The organism is Streptomyces sp. NPDC053541 (assembly GCF_044544705.1).
GTDB lineage: Bacteria > Actinomycetota > Actinomycetes > Streptomycetales > Streptomycetaceae > Streptomyces.
On record NZ_JBITXM010000012.1, the window covers coordinates 40,028 to 55,324 of the forward strand.

Sequence of the window (15,297 nt, forward strand, 5' to 3'; positions counted from 1 at the left end):
CCGAAGGCATGTCCCGACACCTCCATGCCTCACCCAGCCGGTGACCGACACGCGATGTCGCCGTCGATCTTAGCCCCGGTGCGCGGAGCAAGTCCACGCCCTTTGTTGGGCGTTGAGCGGGAGGGCGCGGGGCCCTCCCCTCACCCGTGGCCCGCACCGGCGCGCCTCGGGGTGCCCGCAGTATGAGACGGCTTTCCGGGATGCGGCCCGACTGTGCCAGCATGCCGGGCATGCAGCAGCAGCTGATTATCAGCGGCGGCGTGCCGGCACCGAGTACGAGGGAGTGACCCTCCCCGCGCTCACCGCCCGCACGCAGACCTCTCGCACCTCGCGAGGGGTCTTTTCCGTTTTCCGGCCCCATCACGGCCCCATGAACAGGACCACCACCCATGGAACACACCCGGCTCACCGTCACGCTCCGGCCCGGCCACGGAGCCCTCGCGCGGCTCGCTGCCACGCTGAACAACCACCACGTGCTGGACCTGACCTACTCCACGACACCGACGGACACCGCCACGGCCACTGCCACGGCCGTCGTGCGCGTGCCTCAGCCCGACGCCCCGCGCGCGCGGCACAAGCTGCGCAGGCTCGTCGACGTGATCGACGTGACCGAGGTGGCCGAGGTGGCCGACGTGACCGAGGCGACCGCGGGCGGATGAGGGCGGCTCAGCGGGCGGACGCGCCCGTCCTCTGCTCGGGTGCTACCTGCCGTGGAGGAACGCCCGTGCGGGGACGAACACTTCGTGGCCCGTCGGGAAGCGGACCCGTACGCCTTCCAGCGTCCATTCCGTCGACGCCACGCCCTCCCGGCCGAGGTAGGCGTCGATGTCGAGCCAGTGCCCGTAGCCGTGCCCGGGATCCCTGCCGACGAACAACCGGAAGGTCTCGGAGCCGGAGAGGGAACTGCTCCGCACCAGGGCCAGGTAGTGCTCCGACCGGTCCGGGTAGGTCAGCGAGGACGGGGCGGTGCTGCGATACGTCACTTCGTCCTGCGGCCAGCGCAGGGCGGTGATCAGGCAGAGGGTCAGGGCGACGCCGCACACCAGGCCCCACAGGGCCGGCGCCGGCCAGGCCCTGCGGCGGGGGCGTGTCCGGGGTGGGTTCGGGGTGGTCGCTGACGTGTGGACGGGAGCCTCCGGAGTCGATGCGATTCAGGCGGGCTGGGCTGCGGGAGCCGACGGACACAAAGGACGCGGGACCACGCGCGATGGTTGCCGGCTTGGCTGCCGCACCAGAGCGGACAGCCAGGCCGGCTCCCTCCGTGGTGCGCTCCGCAGCGAGCGACCGGGCCCGGTCAGCGACGTCGGTGCTCCGGAACGAGGGCCTCGCACCGATCACACAGCACGGGATCGATCCACGGGGCGGCGTGCGCGTGCCGATGGGTTTTCCGGGGTGCGGCGGTCCTTACGCTGGACTGGGCATTCACGGACGGAAGGCCGGGCCATGCGGAAACTCGTGTACGCCATGAACCTGACCCTCGACGGGTACATCGCTGCGGCCGGCGACGACATCGGCTGGAGCGGGCCGCGGAATCAGGAGCTGTTCCAGTGGTGGCTCGAGCACGAGCAGGCGAGCGGCATGTCGTTGTACGGGCGCAAGCTGTGGGAGACGATGAGCTCGTTCTGGCCGACGGCCGACCAGCGGCCCGACGCCACTCCGGCGGAGGTGGAGTACGCCCGGAACTGGCGGGACACGCCGAAGGTGGTGTTCTCGTCGACGATCGACAAGGTGGACTGGAACAGCCGCCTCGTCGCCGGTGACCCGATCGCCGAGATCACCCGGCTCAAGGCCGGGGACGGCGGCCCCCTGCACATCGGCGGCGCCACGCTCGCCGGGGCGGCCATGCGGGCCGGGCTGATCGACGAGTACGTGGTCGTCGCCCATCCGGTCCTCGTGGGCGGCGGCACGCCCTTCTTCGCCGCGCTGGACGACTGGGTGCGCCTGGACCTGGTGGAGACGCGGACGTTCCCCGGCGGCGTGGTCCTGAGCCGGTACGAGACGAGGGGCTGAGCCCCCGCCCCCGGCCCCCACCGGGGCCTACCCGCCGTCGCCGCGGCGGCGCTCGTAGTGGGTGCGGCCCTTGGCGGAGTTGCCGCAGGTGGCCATGGAGCACCAGCGGCGGCGGCCGGCGCGGGAGGTGTCGACGAAGAGCCAGCCGCAGCGTCGGCCGGGGCAGACGCGGGTGCGGTCGGTCGGCAGGGTGCGCAGCAGGTCGAGGGCCTGGAGGGCGAGTTCGTCGTGGAGGTGGGCGAGGCCCGGGGGTGCGGTGTCGACTGCGACGCGCGGGGCGTCCGGCCGGAGGGTCAGGCGGGAACGGGCGACCGCCTGCTTCCAGTGCCGTTCGAGGGTGGCGAGGGCCCGCGGTGGAGCGGCGGACGCGCCGCCCTGGTCGCCCGGGTCGCCCTGGTCGGCGCGGTCGACGACGAGGGAGGTGAGGACGTCGTGGACGGACTCCCGCAGGGCGCGGACGTCGTCCAGGGCGCGGGCCGCTCCGGCGGGGTCGGCGTCGGCGAGGCGCCGGAGGTCGGCGAGCGTGGCGGGGGTGAAGTGGCCGGTGAGGGCGGCCCATTCCAGCAGGCGGGGGTAGCCGTCGAGCCAGTCGACGGGGTCCGCGTCGCGGGCCGTGACGGTGTTCACGAGGTCGACGACGACATGGCCGCCGACGAGGTCGCGGGGCTGGAAGGAGTGGGGCTGAACGGTTCCCGTCACGCGTGTCCGCCTTCCATGGCTTGCCTCTCCCTCATCCAACCGGTGTACTGATGTTATCCGGTTGGATCGGCGTGTGTGAACAGGAGGGACATCCGTGGCCACTGCCGTCGAACTCATCACGGCTCCTTGGAACCTGGGCCTGCGGCCGCCCGCACCGGGACGTGAACCGGGCACCTGGCGGGCCCCGCGGGTCCTGCGGTCCGCGGGGCTCGACGAACGGCTGCGGCCGGCCCGGGTGACGGAGCTGGAACGCCCGCCCTACGAGGCCGAGGCGCAGCCGGCGACCCGCGTCCGCAACGGCGTGACCCTGCGGGAGCACACGCTGCTGCTCGCCGAGGCGACCCGGTCCGCGCTCGCCGCCTCCCGCTTCCCGCTCGTCGTGGGCGGCGACTGCAGCATCCTGCTGGGCTGCCTGCTCGGCGCCCGGCGCCACGGCCACCGGGGCCTGGTCCACGTCGACGGGCACAGCGACTTCCGCCACCCGGGCAACTACGACGCCGCTACGGTGCTCGGCTCGGCGGCCGGCATGGACCTGGCCCTCGCCACCGGGCGCGGCGAACTGCTCCTCACGCACTGGCCGGAGGTGGGCGGGCCGCTGGTGGCGGACGAGGACGTCGTCCAGATCGGTGACCGCGAGGACATGGTGACGCCTCCGGTCACCCGGTTCACCGCCCAGGAGATCCAGCGGACCGGCATCAGGGAGCTCGGCGAACGGGTGACCCGCCGCCTGGCGGAGCGCGGACTGGACCGGACGTGGCTCCACCTCGATCTCGACGTGCTCGACGAGCGGGTCCTGCCGGCGGTGGACTCCCCCGGACGCCCCGGTCTGGACTTCGACCAGCTCGCCGCACTCCTCGCGACGCTCCTCGGCACCGGCCGCGTCGCGGGGCTCGACGTCGCCATCTACGACCCGGAGCTCGACCCGGACGGCAGGTACGCCGCCGCGCTCGTCGACGTCCTCGCCACCGCCCTGGCCCCGCTCGCGCACCTGGAGGCACCCGCGTGAAGACCCTGCTCGCCGACGGCCCGAGCCACCAGTACCCGGCCGAGATGGACCAGTTCGGTCGCCTGGGCGGCCACTGGGCGACCCTGATCACCCACCACCCCGCCGACGGCTCACCGCCCCGCCGCGTCACCGGCGAGTGGGAATTCGGCTACGCCCTGGAGGGCCGCGCGGTTCTGGACGTCTGGCGGTGGCCGGGCTCCGCGGAACTCCCCGCCACCGGTCGCGACCCCGACCAGGAGTGCGGACTGTGCGTCCGCGTCTGGGACCCCCGTCTGCAGCTGTGGCGCTTCACCTTCCACGGCACGGCTCGCGGCGACCTCGTCCACATGTACGCCCGCCGGATCGGCGACGAGATCGTGATGGAGCGCGCCACGGGCGGCGATCTGATCCGCTGGACCTTCGCCGACCTCACCCCCGACACCTTCCACTGGCGCAACGAGCGTTCCGCCGACGGCGGCCGCACCTGGCGCCTCGACCAGGAGGTCGCCGCCCGCCGGCTGGGCTGAGCGCCCATACGCCCGTACGCCCGTACGCCATGCGCCCGCACAGCCGTACGGTCAGAGGAAGTGCACGTCGAAGCGCTCCTGCTCGGGGAGGAGGCGGTCGAAGGGCATCAGGCCGTGCTGGATGCGGCCCAGGCTGCGGAAGTACGCGAAGCGGTCGATGCCGGGGGTCAGGACCGCGAGGAGATCCGCCGTCGAGCCCGCGGCGGCGCCGAAGGAGTGCGCGCGCCCGGGTGGTACGCAGACCAGGCCGCCCGCGGCCACGGTCTCCGTCCGGCCGTCCAGGGTGAACTCCATGACTCCGTCCAGGACGTAGAACAGCTCGGTCGACCGCGCGTGATAGTGCGGGCGGGCTCCGGACGCGCCCTCGCCGAGGGTGAGGCGGTTGGCGCCGAGCGCGCCGCCGGTGCTGCTCGCGTCGGCGAGCAGGTGGAAGGCCCCGCCGTGCGGAAGCGGCACCTGCTCGGCCTCGTGGGGGCGGACGATCAGCGCCGTGTCCTGCTGCTCGGTCATCGTGGTGCTCCTTGCGTCTGCGGGGGGCGGGGGGGTGAGGTGACCCCTTGGTCCGTGGTCTGGCGGTCGATGCGCCGCGGTCCATCACAGCGCGGGAAGAAGTCGCGTACCACCGGCGGTTGTCGCCCGCAGAAATCACTTTTCGTGATGAGTACGGGCGGTCGGGAAACCCGGGCGGTTTCGGGAGACCGACGCGGCGGGAGAGGGGACGGGCGGCGGCATGGAGCTGCGGCAGTTGAGGTACTTCGTCGCCGTCGCGGAGGAGGGCGGCTTCGGGCGGGCCGCGGAGCGGCTGAGCATCGTCCAGTCGGCGGTGAGCCAGCAGATCCGCCGCCTGGAACGCGAGTGGGGCGTCACGCTCTTCGACCGCACCACCCGCCGGGTTCGGCTGTCCGGGGCCGGTGAGCGGCTGCTGCCCGAGGCGTACGCGGTGCTCGCCGCCGCGGACCGCGCCCGGCAGGTGGCGGCCGACGTCGCGGGCGGGCGGGACGGGGTGCTGCGGCTGGGCACCGTTCAGGGGCCCGGTGACCGGATCTATCGCGTGGTGGGCGAACTGGCGGTGCGCTTTCCGAAGTTGCGGGTCCGGCTGCGGCGGCTGCCCGTCGCCGAGCGGTTGGCCGCCGTGCGCGCCGGGGAGCTCGACGCGGCCCTGGTACGGGCCGCTTCCTCCGCACGCGGGCTGGAACTCCTCGACGTGTGGCGCGATCCGCTGTACGTGGCGCTGCCCGCGGACCATCCGGCGGCCGGCCGGCCGGTGCTCGGCCTCGGCGCGTTGTCCGGGCTGCCGTTGCGGCTCGCCCCGCGCGAGCACAACGCGCCTTTCCACGACCTGTTCCGAAGGGCCCTGCGCGAGGCGGGGGCGGAACCGCCGGAGGGCCCGCCGTTCACGGGTCTGCAGGCGACGCTCACGGCGATCGGAGCCGCCGCTGAGCCCTCCTGGACGGTGTTCTACGAGGTCGGGCCGCTGCCGCGGTTGCCGCACGTGGCGCTGCGGCCCCTGGCGGCGCCGGCCGTGACGACCGCGCTCGCGGTGCCTCCCGGCCCGCCGGCCCCGGCCGTACGCCACCTCCTGGACGTCCTGCACACGACCGGGCCGTCACCGGGCGGCGCCGCGGCCCGTGGCGAAGCGGCGGGCCCGGACGCTCAGTTCGACGGGGACCAGTCGGCGTAGCGGATGCGGCTCAGGTCGCGGATCCCGCCGAGGGTGCCCCACTCGTCCTTGCCCAGGCGGGTGAGCGGGCGGAGCCGGGTGACCTCGGGGTGGTCGAGGTCCACGACGGCCTCGTCGACGGCGATGTGCACCACCCGGCCGAAGACGACGGTGGAGTCGCCGAGCAGGAGGGTGCTGTGCAGCTCGCATTCCAGGGCGACCGGGGAGCCGGCGACCCGGGGTGCCTTGACCCGAACGCCGGGTTCGCGCTCGATGCCCACGGCGTCGAACTCGCTGACGTCGTGGGGGAAATCCGTGGCGGTCTCGTTGATCTGCGCCATCAGCGGCTCGGTCGCGAGGTTGACCACGAACTGTCCGGTCTCCTCCACGTTGCGCAGCGAGTCCTTCCGGCCGACCGAGGTGAACTGCACGATGGGCGGCGTGACCGAGGAGATCGTGAAGAAGGAATGGGGGGCGAGGTTGTCGACGCCGTCGGCGGAGACGGTCGACACCCACGCGATCGGCCGGGGCACGACCGTCGACGTCAGCAGGCGGTAGACGGCGGTCCGGTCGAGCAGGGCAGGATCGTGTTCAATGCGCATGCGGGCCATTATCGAACACCCGGCGGCGCGGGCCGGCGGCCCGCGGTCTCACGGTCTCGCGATCTCGCGGTCTCCCTACGCGGCGAGGCGGTCCAGCGCGGCGGCGAGGCGGCGCACGGCGTCCTCGGCGGCGGTGAGCTGGGGCGGCGTCGGGTGGGTGGTGCCGAAGCGCGGTGCGCCGTTCGGGGGAAGGGTGCGCCAGTTGAGAACGGGCGACAGGGCTTCGGCGCCGGCCCCGATGAACCAGGCGAGAGGGCCGTGGGTGCGGGCGAGGGTGAGCGCGAGCACGGCCAGGGCCTCCCGCAGGTGCGCCAGGCGTTCCGTGTCCGACAGCTCTTCCTGGTCCGGCGCGGGTCCGACCGCCGCGTCGAGGCCGGTCGCCGTCTGGCGCGCCAGGGTCCGGTGTTCCGGCAAGAGCTGCCACGACTTGTCCCGGACCTGCTGCTCGGCCTCCTCGATCAGCGCCGCGACCGTCGACTGCATCCGCATCCCAGTCTCCATGACGTCACGGTAACGGGCCACCGCCCTGACGCGCCCCGGGGAGCGGGGTACGGGGACCCGCCCGGTGTGCGGGAACAGCGGGTACGTCATTCGTTCGAGTGGCTCCGGCCGGGCCGGGAGCCGTGCTCCGTCTCCGGCGCGGCTCCCCGAGGGCCGGCCCCGTCCGGGATCCGCAGCTCCGCCCAGACGGTCTTGCCGGCCCCGGCGGACGCGGTGCCCCAGCGTGCGGTGACCCGGTCGAGGATGCGAAGTCCGTGACCGTGCGGTTCGCCGGGCCGGCCCAGCCGTAGCAGTGGTGGGTCGGCCGAGGCGTCGGTGACCTCGATCCGGAGCCGGTGCGCGTCCGGGTCGAACGTCAGGTCCAGGGCGAGGGGACCACCGGCGTGCAGGGCGGCGTTCGCGAGCATCTCTGCCGCGACCAGCAGCGCGTCGCCCACGGCCAGGCTGTCCGTGTCGCATCGCCAGTCCGCGAGCCTGGCACGGGTGAAGTCGAGGCCGCGGCGCACGTACGCCGTGTTGTCCGGAGGGAACTCCAGACGGGTGTGGGCCGGGGTGGCCAGGGGTCGGGACATGAGGCGCTCCGCGCGGTGCGGTTCGGGTCTGCACCCCGTGGCCTGTGCCCCGGTTCCAGGGTTCTACACCCTCGGTGACCGGCTCTCACGGCGCATCGCCCCTTCCAGGGACGGGTGCACGGGAAGAACCAGGTCCGCCCGGGTGATGCGCAGGACGCGCCGCGCCAGGGGACTGGGCGCCACCACGATGAACGGCACCTTCCTCGCGAGCGCGCGTCGACGGGTGGTGAGCAGCACGTTCAGACCGCTGGAGGTCAGCAGGACGACGGCGGACAGGTCGACCGCGAGCAGGGTGGGAGCGACGTCGAGCGCCCGCGCCAGCGCCTCGCGGAGCTCGACCTCGTTGTCCAGGTGGAGATCACCGGACAGCGCGCACACCACTGCCTCCCCCACTCGCTTTGTTTCGATCTCCAGCCCCGCTGCCGCACGCACGGTCGAGGTGTGGTTTCGGTGAGTTGTCACGGCACGTCTCCCAGCCCACCGAAGGCTCCACCTGTGAGGGCGGGCCGGGGCATCGAAACCGCGCGAGGTGCACGGGGACAGTGCGGCGACAGCCGACGGGCATCCGGACCGCCGCGGTGACGGATCCGGTTCACCCCTACGAGTACCCCGTCCGTCCGGCCCGACACCTTGGGCCCGCGGCTTTACGTCACGCTCGGTCCCTCACTGCCGGTCGGCCCCGTCCGGCACCGCCCGTTCCCCACCGGCGTGGCGAGGAGCGGCCGGCGGGGTGCGCAGGCGCTGGCGTTCGCCCTGCGGGCCGAACATGATCAGGTACTCGACCGGGCCGCCGGGACCGGCGTTCGCCGCTCCGTGCGGGGTGCGGGTGTCGAACTCGGCCACGTCGCCGGGGGTCAGGACGAGGTCCTGGTCGCCGAGCGCGAGCCACAGCCGCCCGTGCAGCACGCACAGCCACTCCCAGCCCTCGTGGGAGGCCTGGCGGGGCCGCGTGGGCGGGTCCTGGAGGGCGGGCAGTACGTGCTTGTGGGCGTGCAGGCCGTCGACGTACCGGGTCAAGGGCAGGACGGCCTTGTCGTCGCCGAAACTCAGCGGCGTGGTGGCGCGCCGCCCGGCCTCGGGGGCATCAGGGGCCTCCGTGGGGCCCGTGCCGGCGAGCTCGTCCAGGGAGACCCCGACCCGCACTTCGTCACCCGCGGCGGCGGCCGGCTGGACCGCGACTGAGAGGACCTCGCCCCGTACCGCGGAGCCCCGGTCGAGCAGCCGTCCCTGTTCCTCGGCGGCGCCCTGGACGCCTCCACCACCTGGATGTCCGAGGCCATCGACGCCCACGCCACCACCCTCCCCGGCCTCTCGGCCTCGCACCTCCTGGACGGCTGCGGCCACTGGATCCAGCAGGAGCGCCCGGACGAGGTCAACCACCTGCTGACGGACTGGCTCGGCACCCTCCGGCACTGAGTCGAGCAGGCGAGGCCGACGCGTGCCAGGGCGGACGGCCGCGGGGATCGGCCCGCCCGCCCTCGTACAGGTCAGCCGGGCGAGAGCACGCAGAACTCGTTGCCCTCGGGATCGGCCAGCACCGTCCACGAGATCGCGGACCGGTCGAAGTCGGGGTCCGTGGCTCCCAGCGCGCGCAGCCGGGCCGCCTCGGTCGCCATGTCGCCACCCGGGTAGGGGCGGACGTCGAGGTGGACCCGGTTCCAGCCGCTTTTGGGGTCGGGCGTACGGATGAACTCCAGGTACGGGCCGACACCTTGGGCGGAGCGCATCCTGGCGTGGTCGTCGGTGACCTCGTGCACCGTCCAGTCCATCGCCTCGGCCCAGAACCGGGCCATCTCCCGCGGGTCGGCGCAGTCGACGACCACCGCGGCGATCGGCCCGGTGTCCCGGTAGATCGGTCGGGGTTCCAGGACGCAGAACTCGTTGCCCTCCGGGTCCGCCAGGACGGTCCAGGGGACGTCGCCCTGGCCCACGTCGGCCGGCGTCGCCCCGAGCTGCTTCAAGCGCGCGACCAGCTCCGCCTGATGGGCGTACGAGGTGGTGGCCAGGTCGAGGTGCACCCGGTTCTTGACCGTCTTGGGCTCCGGGCCGGCGACGATGTCGACGCAGACGGCCACCGGGTCGGGGTAGGAGAAGCCCACGGGTTCGAGGTTGGTCACGCCGGGGCCCTCGCTGTCGAGACCCCAGCCGAGCGCCTCCGCCCAGAACCGGCCGAGCGCGCGGTCGTCGTGGGCCTTCATGTTGATCTGCACGAGTCGGGTCGCCATGGCCAGGATCCTAAGAGCCCGTGCGGGCGGCGGGGGGGGCGCCGACGTCTCCGGATCTTGAGGCCGCGGCCGGCCCGTGGCAGGGTCATGCCGTGTGATCGACGAATTCGCGAAGGACACTCTGCACGGGCGGCTGCGGCGGGACCGCGAGGCGCTGCTCTGGAAACTCGACGGCCTGTCCGAGTACGACGCCCGCCGGCCCCTGACGGCGACCGGGACCAACCTCCTCGGCCTGGTCAAGCACGTGGCCACCGTCGAGGCCAGGTACTTCGGCGAGGTCTTCGCCCGCCCCTCCCCCGAGCCGCTCCCCCGGTGGCAGGACTCGGACGGCGGTGATCTGTGGGCGGCCGAGGACGAGACCCGCGACCAGATCGTCGCCTTCTACCGGCGGACGTGGGACCACGCGGACGCGACGATCGGCTCGCTGCCGCTCGACGCCCCCGGCCACGTGCCGTGGTGGCCGGAACCGCACGCGGACACGAACCTGTTCGCCGTGATGGTCCACGTCCTCGGCGAGACCGTCCGGCACGCCGGGCACGCCGACATCCTGCGCGAGGGCCTCGACGGCCGGACCGGTCTGCGCCCCGAGCACGAGCAGGGCATCGACGAGGAAGCGCGTGCGGCCCACCGCGCGCGGATCGAGCGGGCCGCGAGGTCGGCCGCACCTCGCCCCGAGTGACTGCGGGCGGCGGGCGGCCGTCGATACAGTGCATGTCATGGACATACCTGACTGGGTCCTGTGGACCAACGGCGGCCTGGCCGGCTTACAGGTCCTGGGCCTCGTACCGGTCGTACGACGGATGCGGGGTGACGACCCGGCGGAGCGTTCCAAGGCCCGTCTCGACCTGCTGGAGAGCATCGCCGGCCTGATGATTTTCGGTGGCCTGTCGCTGGTCTTCGCCGGGCTGGAGTCCGCTTTCTGGCTTACCACTGTTGGCTTCGCCTTCGTGCTCACCGTCTACGCGTGGAAGGGGATCCTGCTGCTCCGCGCCCGTCGCCGCCCGGCGGCCTGAGACTGCTGAAGGTACGGAGCGGTCAGGCGGCGTGGCCCGCCGTGGACGGAGCGGTGACGGGGCCGGCGGTGCGGGCCTGGGCGACCACGGCGTCGGTGAAGGCGTCGGGGTTGTCGAACATGATGTTGTGACCGGCTCCGGGGACGGTCACGACGTCGACACCGGCGGCCCGGAGGCCGTCCGCGCCGGGGAGGTCGCCGCTCAGCTCGCCCTGCAGGTAGACGCGCGGCACGCGCGCGTGGACGAACATCTCCCGCATCATGGGCTCGGTGCCGCGCCGGAGGTGGGCGGCGGAGCGGTGCAGGGCCAGCGGGTCGGCGAGCCGCATGGTGGCTGCCCAGGTCGGCCCTACCCGCTCCAGGACGCGGGCGAAGCCGCCGCCCCGTACGAACTCCTCCTCCGTGTACGACGCGATGCCGCTGCTGCCCGCGGCGGGCGGCGGGAACGGGTCGAGGTTGCCCTCGGTGACGACGAGCCGCCCCACGAGGTCCGGTCGGCGGTGGGCGAGGACGATGGCGACGGAGCCGCCCATGCTGTGCCCGGCGATCACCCCGCCGTGCACCCCCGCCGCGTCCAGTGCCGCGGCCAGGGCGTCCGCGTGGCTCTGGAGGCTGTAGTCGAAGTCGCGGGGCCGGTCGCTGATGCCGTGCCCCGGCAGGTCGACGAAGAGGATGCGCCGGCCGGCGAGTTCGGGCCGGGCCGCGATGTGCGCGTGGTAGACGGTCGACGCGGCGCCCAGACCGTGCACGAACACCACCGCCGGCCCCTCGCCGGCCGCCTCGGTCCACCGGATGACACTGCCCCGCTCGTCGAATCGTGCCTCGCGCACCGTCCACTCCCCTTCCGTTCCATTCGGACACTCGAATACCTCGCTGACACAGTACTACGATGACGTAGTACTACGGCAACGACATTCCGGAGGGGAGCCTGAGGGAGAATGCGGGCATGCTGGAGCTGTCGATCCTCGGATTCCTCTACGAGACCCCGCTGCACGGCTACGAGCTGCGCAAACGCATCACGGCCCTCACCGGCCACGTACGCCCGGTGGGCGAGTCCACCCTCTACCCGGCGATCAAGCGCCTGGAGAAGGCGGGTCTGCTGGTGCGGGAGACCCAGCCCGGCCCGGCGGCCGCACCCCGCCAGGTCCTCACCCTCACTCCCGCCGGCCGGGAGGAGCTCCGGCGCCGCCTCGCCGACGCGGACGGACCCGAAGTGACGGACGAGAACCGCTGGTTCACCCTCCTCGCCTTCCTGCGCCACCTCGACGACCCGGCCACCCAGGCCGCGGTCCTCCGGCGCCGCCTGTCCTTCCTGGAGGAGCCCGCCAGCTTCTTCTACGACGGCGAGCGCCCCCTGCGCGCGGAGGAACTGGACGACCCGTTCCGCCACGGCATCCTGACCATCGCCCGCGCCACCACGCAGGCGGAACTCACCTGGCTGCGCACGACGTTGGCCCGCCTGGAGGGCGCGTAGGACGGTGTCGAAGCAGGGCCTCAGGCCTGGTGTTTCGCGGGGACGGTGGCATCCTGGGCCGGTGTTCTCATCCGATCATGTGCGGGCCGTGCCCGGGCCGGCCACCCTCGCCTGGTCGCCGGTCGGCAGCTATCTGAGCGCCCGCTTCGGCTTCCATGCGTTCAGCGGACCCCGACCGGAGACCGCCGACGGCCACTTCACCGGCCGGGTCGCCCGGCACTTCGACGAGTACGACAAACGCGACTTCGCCCTCGCCACGGCGCGAGAGCTGGGTCTGGCTCCGCGCTCGTGCGCGGCCGTCGGGGACAGCCGCTCCGATCTGCCGCTGTTCGCAGCCGTCGGACTGAGCGTGGCGCTCAACGCGTCGGCGGGAGCGCGCGAGGCGGCGACCGTCGCGGTGGACGACGACGACCTGCGGGGCGTGCTGCCCGTCTTGAGTCGTCCGGTTGCGCCCACGCGCTGACGGCCGCCAGGCGGAGCCGGAGGGCGAGTCCTACGCCATCCCCGCTTGGGCGGCCGGCAGTTCGGACCGGACCAGTTCCAGGAGGCGGCCCGTCCAGTTGCGGCCGCGGCCTCCGTTGTCGCCCCAGAAGCCGGAGTCGGCGTCGTCGTAGAGCACGGTCGCGTCGCCCGTGGCGAGGAGGACCTCGGCGAGGTCGGGGTGCTGCTCGTACTTGGCGCGCAGCAAGCGGGCCATGACGGCCGTGCGGGTCCGGTCCCAGCCCTCGCGCCGCGGGGCCTTGGCCGCGAGAGCGCGGGCCTTCGCTCCGGACTCCGCGGCGACGACGGAGGCGCGCGCCTCCGGGTCGGCGACGGACAGCGCCCAGTAGGCGTGCGCCACCGAGGGGTAGGTGGCGCCGTCCAGGGTGATGGCTGCGGGGTAGTCGTTGCGCAGGGCCCGCTTGTCCGGGTGCTCGAGCGCGCGCTGCGGGTACGAGTGGTACAGCTTCACCGCGGGGGCGAAGGACTCCACCGCCCCGTCGGCCGGCACACGCGACGGCGCCTCGGCCCGCCACCTGTCCCGCTCCTCGAAGTACGCGACGGCCTCGTCGTACTCCTCCTGCGACACCTCCTCGTCGGGCATGCCGGGAAGGCGCCCGCCGGGCCCTGCCACCAGGACCCGCAGGGGGTGGTCCTTGCGGTCCATGTCGCCGAGGGCGTAGTGGCGCACGGTCTCGGGGATGGCCAGGTAGGCGGCCCTGGCCGCGGAACGGTTCTCCTCCGTGCGCTCGGCGAGGAAGACGTCCACGGCCGCCAGGCAGCGCCCGGTCGAATCGGGCCGCCCGTTCAGCTCGTCGATCGTGTCGCGGACCTCGGCGAGCAGCAGCTCCGGCGTCAGCCAGGAGTCCGGCTCCCGGAAGGTCCACCAGCCCAGGTGGTGCGCGGAGGCCGAGCCGCCGTCGGGGAGACTGGTGGCCACCCATCCGCTGCGGAGCTTCTTCTCGAACTCGTCGAGCGTGACGAGTTCCCAGCAGTCGACGAGTCCGTCGGCGTAGATGAAGAGGTCCGTGAGGAAGTACGTGCCGCCGTTGCATATGAACGCGTGGCGCCACGTTCCGGGGATGCGGACGCCGTCCGCCGTGCGATGGGTGATCCGATTGCCGATCATCCGGTCATGATGCCCGACGGCACTGACGGGCGGCACTCCGATTGATCGGCTGCCGCGCCGGCGCGGGGCCGCCTTCGCCGATGCCGTCAGGCGGCCGCGCGCCGTTCCCGCGTCCGCAGCCCGCGGACGAGCAGGCCGAGCAGTACGGCGTTGACGAGGCCGGACAGGACGACCCCGAGGGAGAACACCAGCGGGCTCAGCCAGGCGATCGAGGAGTAGTACGCGACCGGGGTCGCCACCGCCGTCGCGACGAGGCTGAACGGTGCCGTGGCCATGAGCGGCCAGATCCCGGCGAAGCCGGGGTCCGCCGTCAGGAACTCGGCGCAGAGCGAGAACCCGAGCGCCACCGCGACCACGGCGAGGTATGCCCGGGAGAGCCAGTTGTCCACCGCGGGCGCGAGCAGGGTCCGAAGTCCGCGGGGGCGGGTGCCGGCGACGGGCGCGGGGTGCGGGAGGGGCGCGATGGGGACGGTGGCCGACGTCGGGGCCGACGTCGGGTTCGGCGTGGGACTCGAGGATCTCGTGGCGAGGGCACCGAGGACGGCGGCGTTCACGAGGGCGCAGAGGGCGAGCCAGGCCGTGAAGACCGCGACCGCGGTGATGTCGGCCGCTCCGTCGATCTCGGCGCCGGGGTCGAGGGGGAGGAACAGGCACAGGAAGGAGAGGGGCGCCGTGAGCAGGAGCGGGCTTCCGGCGAAGGTGCTGTCAGGCGCGAGGAGCATGGCCGCGAACGAGACGGCGCACACCGCCAGATAGCCCCGCGAGAGCCCATGGCCCGCAACGAGCGTGAGCAGCCGGCGCAGGAGCGGGGCGCGGTGGGGGTGGGACGCAGTCGGCATCGGTTGCTTCCTCGGGTCGGTCCGTCGGTGGTGTCCACGGTGGACCACGGGGCGCGTTCGGGCATGAGTACGGGTACTCACCGGCAGGGCCGCGGAACGCACGGGTGGCGGTGCGAGAAGCTCAGCTCGGTGCGGGGTGCGGCCGGGTCTCACCGGGCGTGCGCGTTCCGCGTGTCGGCGGGATCCCGGTAGCGGTGCCGGAAGGCACGAGCCTCGCCTACCGGTCGAGGCGGAAAGGCCCCCCGTGGCTCTCCGGAGTCCAGCCCCGGGCGCGAGCGGCGCGGATGCCGGCGGCGACTTCGGCGGGGAGGACGGGAGTGGTCGGGCTGGCGAGCCAGTTGGACGGGTGGGGGCGGCTGGTGGTGATCACGAGGGTCGTGCCGGGGGTTTCGGCGTGGTCGACCGCGTAGGTCAGCGGGGACCAGGTCATGCCCTGGGCGTAGGTGGGTCTGCCGCGGAGCCTCCAGCGGTAGGTGACGCCGTCGACGGTGATCCGCCGGGAGCCCTTCCTCACCAGTGCCACGTCCGCCTCCTCCGTTGGGGCGAGGATAGCCGTGGCCGGTGCTCCGTGCGTGCTGTTGC

The 15,297-nt window shown here is 73.3% G+C and carries 22 protein-coding genes and 1 pseudogene; 10 read left to right on the forward strand and 13 right to left on the reverse strand.

Annotated elements, in window-relative coordinates:
- The first annotated feature begins 389 nt into the window (after positions 1 to 389).
- The gene (locus ACIGW2_RS28725) at positions 390 to 659 is read left to right on the forward strand and encodes a hypothetical protein (RefSeq protein WP_399846914.1); all 270 of its coding nucleotides are present in this window, start codon (positions 390 to 392) and stop codon (positions 657 to 659) included.
- 42 nt (positions 660 to 701) lie between these two features.
- On the opposite strand, the gene ACIGW2_RS28730 is transcribed toward ACIGW2_RS28725, so the two are convergent.
- Entirely contained in the window at positions 702 to 1,043 is a 342-nt protein-coding gene (locus ACIGW2_RS28730; protein WP_391651705.1) for a hypothetical protein, read from the reverse strand.
- Between the two features lie 400 nt (positions 1,044 to 1,443).
- Here ACIGW2_RS28730 and ACIGW2_RS28735 point away from each other — a divergent pair, with 400 nt between their 5' ends.
- Entirely contained in the window at positions 1,444 to 2,010 is a 567-nt protein-coding gene (locus ACIGW2_RS28735; RefSeq protein WP_399846915.1) for a dihydrofolate reductase family protein, read from the forward strand.
- Between the two features lie 27 nt (positions 2,011 to 2,037).
- Here the strand turns inward: ACIGW2_RS28735 and ACIGW2_RS28740 are convergent, their stop codons facing one another.
- Entirely contained in the window at positions 2,038 to 2,709 is a 672-nt protein-coding gene (locus ACIGW2_RS28740; protein WP_399846916.1) for a CGNR zinc finger domain-containing protein, read from the reverse strand.
- A 94-nt stretch (positions 2,710 to 2,803) separates the two neighbouring features.
- Here ACIGW2_RS28740 and ACIGW2_RS28745 point away from each other — a divergent pair, with 94 nt between their 5' ends.
- Both ACIGW2_RS28745 and ACIGW2_RS28750 read left to right on the forward strand, forming a co-directional pair.
- Entirely contained in the window at positions 2,804 to 3,715 is a 912-nt protein-coding gene (locus ACIGW2_RS28745) for an arginase family protein (RefSeq protein WP_399846918.1), read from the forward strand.
- Positions 3,712 to 4,221 carry a hypothetical protein gene (locus ACIGW2_RS28750; RefSeq protein ID WP_399846920.1) on the forward strand — a complete coding sequence of 170 codons (510 nt, stop codon included), beginning with the start codon at positions 3,712 to 3,714 and terminating at the stop codon, positions 4,219 to 4,221. Before ACIGW2_RS28745 ends, ACIGW2_RS28750 begins: the two co-directional genes overlap by 4 nt.
- Positions 4,222 to 4,272: 51 nt before the next feature.
- Here ACIGW2_RS28750 and ACIGW2_RS28755 read toward each other — a convergent pair whose 3' ends face one another.
- Positions 4,273 to 4,731, reverse strand: a complete 459-nt coding sequence (locus ACIGW2_RS28755; protein WP_399846921.1) for a cupin domain-containing protein — start codon at positions 4,729 to 4,731, stop codon at positions 4,273 to 4,275.
- A 220-nt stretch (positions 4,732 to 4,951) separates the two neighbouring features.
- Here ACIGW2_RS28755 and ACIGW2_RS28760 point away from each other — a divergent pair, with 220 nt between their 5' ends.
- Positions 4,952 to 5,902 (forward strand): LysR family transcriptional regulator, encoded by a 951-nt coding sequence (locus tag ACIGW2_RS28760; protein WP_399846922.1) that lies wholly within the window; start codon positions 4,952 to 4,954, stop codon positions 5,900 to 5,902.
- On the opposite strand, the gene ACIGW2_RS28765 is transcribed toward ACIGW2_RS28760, so the two are convergent.
- The 5 genes from ACIGW2_RS28765 to ACIGW2_RS28785 form a co-directional block, all read right to left on the reverse strand.
- On the reverse strand, positions 5,875 to 6,483 hold the full coding sequence (locus tag ACIGW2_RS28765) for a flavin reductase family protein (protein ID WP_399846923.1): 609 nt from the start codon (positions 6,481 to 6,483) through the stop codon (positions 5,875 to 5,877). The genes ACIGW2_RS28760 and ACIGW2_RS28765 overlap by 28 nt on opposite strands.
- A gap of 75 nt (positions 6,484 to 6,558) precedes the next feature.
- Positions 6,559 to 6,984, reverse strand: a complete 426-nt coding sequence (locus ACIGW2_RS28770) for a hypothetical protein (RefSeq protein WP_391651713.1) — start codon at positions 6,982 to 6,984, stop codon at positions 6,559 to 6,561.
- Between the two features lie 86 nt (positions 6,985 to 7,070).
- Positions 7,071 to 7,556, reverse strand: coding sequence for an ATP-binding protein (locus tag ACIGW2_RS28775; RefSeq protein WP_391651714.1), 486 nt, complete (start codon positions 7,554 to 7,556; stop codon positions 7,071 to 7,073).
- Between the two features lie 63 nt (positions 7,557 to 7,619).
- Positions 7,620 to 8,018, reverse strand: coding sequence for an STAS domain-containing protein (locus ACIGW2_RS28780; protein WP_391651715.1), 399 nt, complete (start codon positions 8,016 to 8,018; stop codon positions 7,620 to 7,622).
- A gap of 201 nt (positions 8,019 to 8,219) precedes the next feature.
- Positions 8,220 to 8,846 (reverse strand): cupin domain-containing protein, encoded by a 627-nt coding sequence (locus tag ACIGW2_RS28785; RefSeq protein ID WP_399846924.1) that lies wholly within the window; start codon positions 8,844 to 8,846, stop codon positions 8,220 to 8,222.
- On the opposite strand from ACIGW2_RS28785, the gene ACIGW2_RS28790 reads away from it, so the two are divergent.
- A complete protein-coding gene (locus ACIGW2_RS28790) occupies positions 8,823 to 8,972 on the forward strand; it encodes a hypothetical protein (RefSeq protein WP_399846925.1) in 150 nt (49 codons plus the stop codon). The two genes, ACIGW2_RS28785 and ACIGW2_RS28790, sit on opposite strands and share 24 nt — an antisense overlap.
- Before the next feature lie 71 nt (positions 8,973 to 9,043).
- Here ACIGW2_RS28790 and ACIGW2_RS28795 read toward each other — a convergent pair whose 3' ends face one another.
- Positions 9,044 to 9,781: a VOC family protein gene (locus tag ACIGW2_RS28795; protein ID WP_399846927.1), complete on the reverse strand. Its 738-nt coding sequence runs from the start codon at positions 9,779 to 9,781 to the stop codon at positions 9,044 to 9,046.
- Between the two features lie 94 nt (positions 9,782 to 9,875).
- On the opposite strand from ACIGW2_RS28795, the gene ACIGW2_RS28800 reads away from it, so the two are divergent.
- Positions 9,876 to 10,460, forward strand: coding sequence for a DinB family protein (locus ACIGW2_RS28800; RefSeq protein WP_399846928.1), 585 nt, complete (start codon positions 9,876 to 9,878; stop codon positions 10,458 to 10,460).
- Between the two features lie 37 nt (positions 10,461 to 10,497).
- A complete protein-coding gene (locus ACIGW2_RS28805) occupies positions 10,498 to 10,794 on the forward strand; it encodes a hypothetical protein (RefSeq protein ID WP_399846929.1) in 297 nt (98 codons plus the stop codon).
- A gap of 22 nt (positions 10,795 to 10,816) precedes the next feature.
- On the opposite strand, the gene ACIGW2_RS28810 is transcribed toward ACIGW2_RS28805, so the two are convergent.
- Positions 10,817 to 11,623 carry an alpha/beta fold hydrolase gene (locus ACIGW2_RS28810; RefSeq protein WP_399846930.1) on the reverse strand — a complete coding sequence of 269 codons (807 nt, stop codon included), beginning with the start codon at positions 11,621 to 11,623 and terminating at the stop codon, positions 10,817 to 10,819.
- A 116-nt stretch (positions 11,624 to 11,739) separates the two neighbouring features.
- On the opposite strand from ACIGW2_RS28810, the gene ACIGW2_RS28815 reads away from it, so the two are divergent.
- Both ACIGW2_RS28815 and ACIGW2_RS28820 read left to right on the forward strand, forming a co-directional pair.
- Positions 11,740 to 12,267, forward strand: coding sequence for a PadR family transcriptional regulator (locus ACIGW2_RS28815; RefSeq protein WP_399846931.1), 528 nt, complete (start codon positions 11,740 to 11,742; stop codon positions 12,265 to 12,267).
- A gap of 88 nt (positions 12,268 to 12,355) precedes the next feature.
- Positions 12,356 to 12,730: pseudogene (locus ACIGW2_RS28820) on the forward strand (HAD family hydrolase); the annotation flags it as partial.
- Positions 12,731 to 12,760: 30 nt separating this feature from the next.
- Here ACIGW2_RS28820 and ACIGW2_RS28825 read toward each other — a convergent pair.
- From ACIGW2_RS28825 to ACIGW2_RS28835, 3 genes are all read right to left on the reverse strand, one after another.
- Positions 12,761 to 13,876, reverse strand: coding sequence for an NADAR family protein (locus tag ACIGW2_RS28825; protein ID WP_399846932.1), 1,116 nt, complete (start codon positions 13,874 to 13,876; stop codon positions 12,761 to 12,763).
- An 86-nt stretch (positions 13,877 to 13,962) separates the two neighbouring features.
- Entirely contained in the window at positions 13,963 to 14,715 is a 753-nt protein-coding gene (locus ACIGW2_RS28830) for an SCO4225 family membrane protein (RefSeq protein WP_399846933.1), read from the reverse strand.
- A 217-nt stretch (positions 14,716 to 14,932) separates the two neighbouring features.
- A complete protein-coding gene (locus ACIGW2_RS28835; RefSeq protein ID WP_399846934.1) occupies positions 14,933 to 15,238 on the reverse strand; it encodes a hypothetical protein in 306 nt (101 codons plus the stop codon).
- Between the last annotated feature and the right edge of the window lie 59 nt (positions 15,239 to 15,297).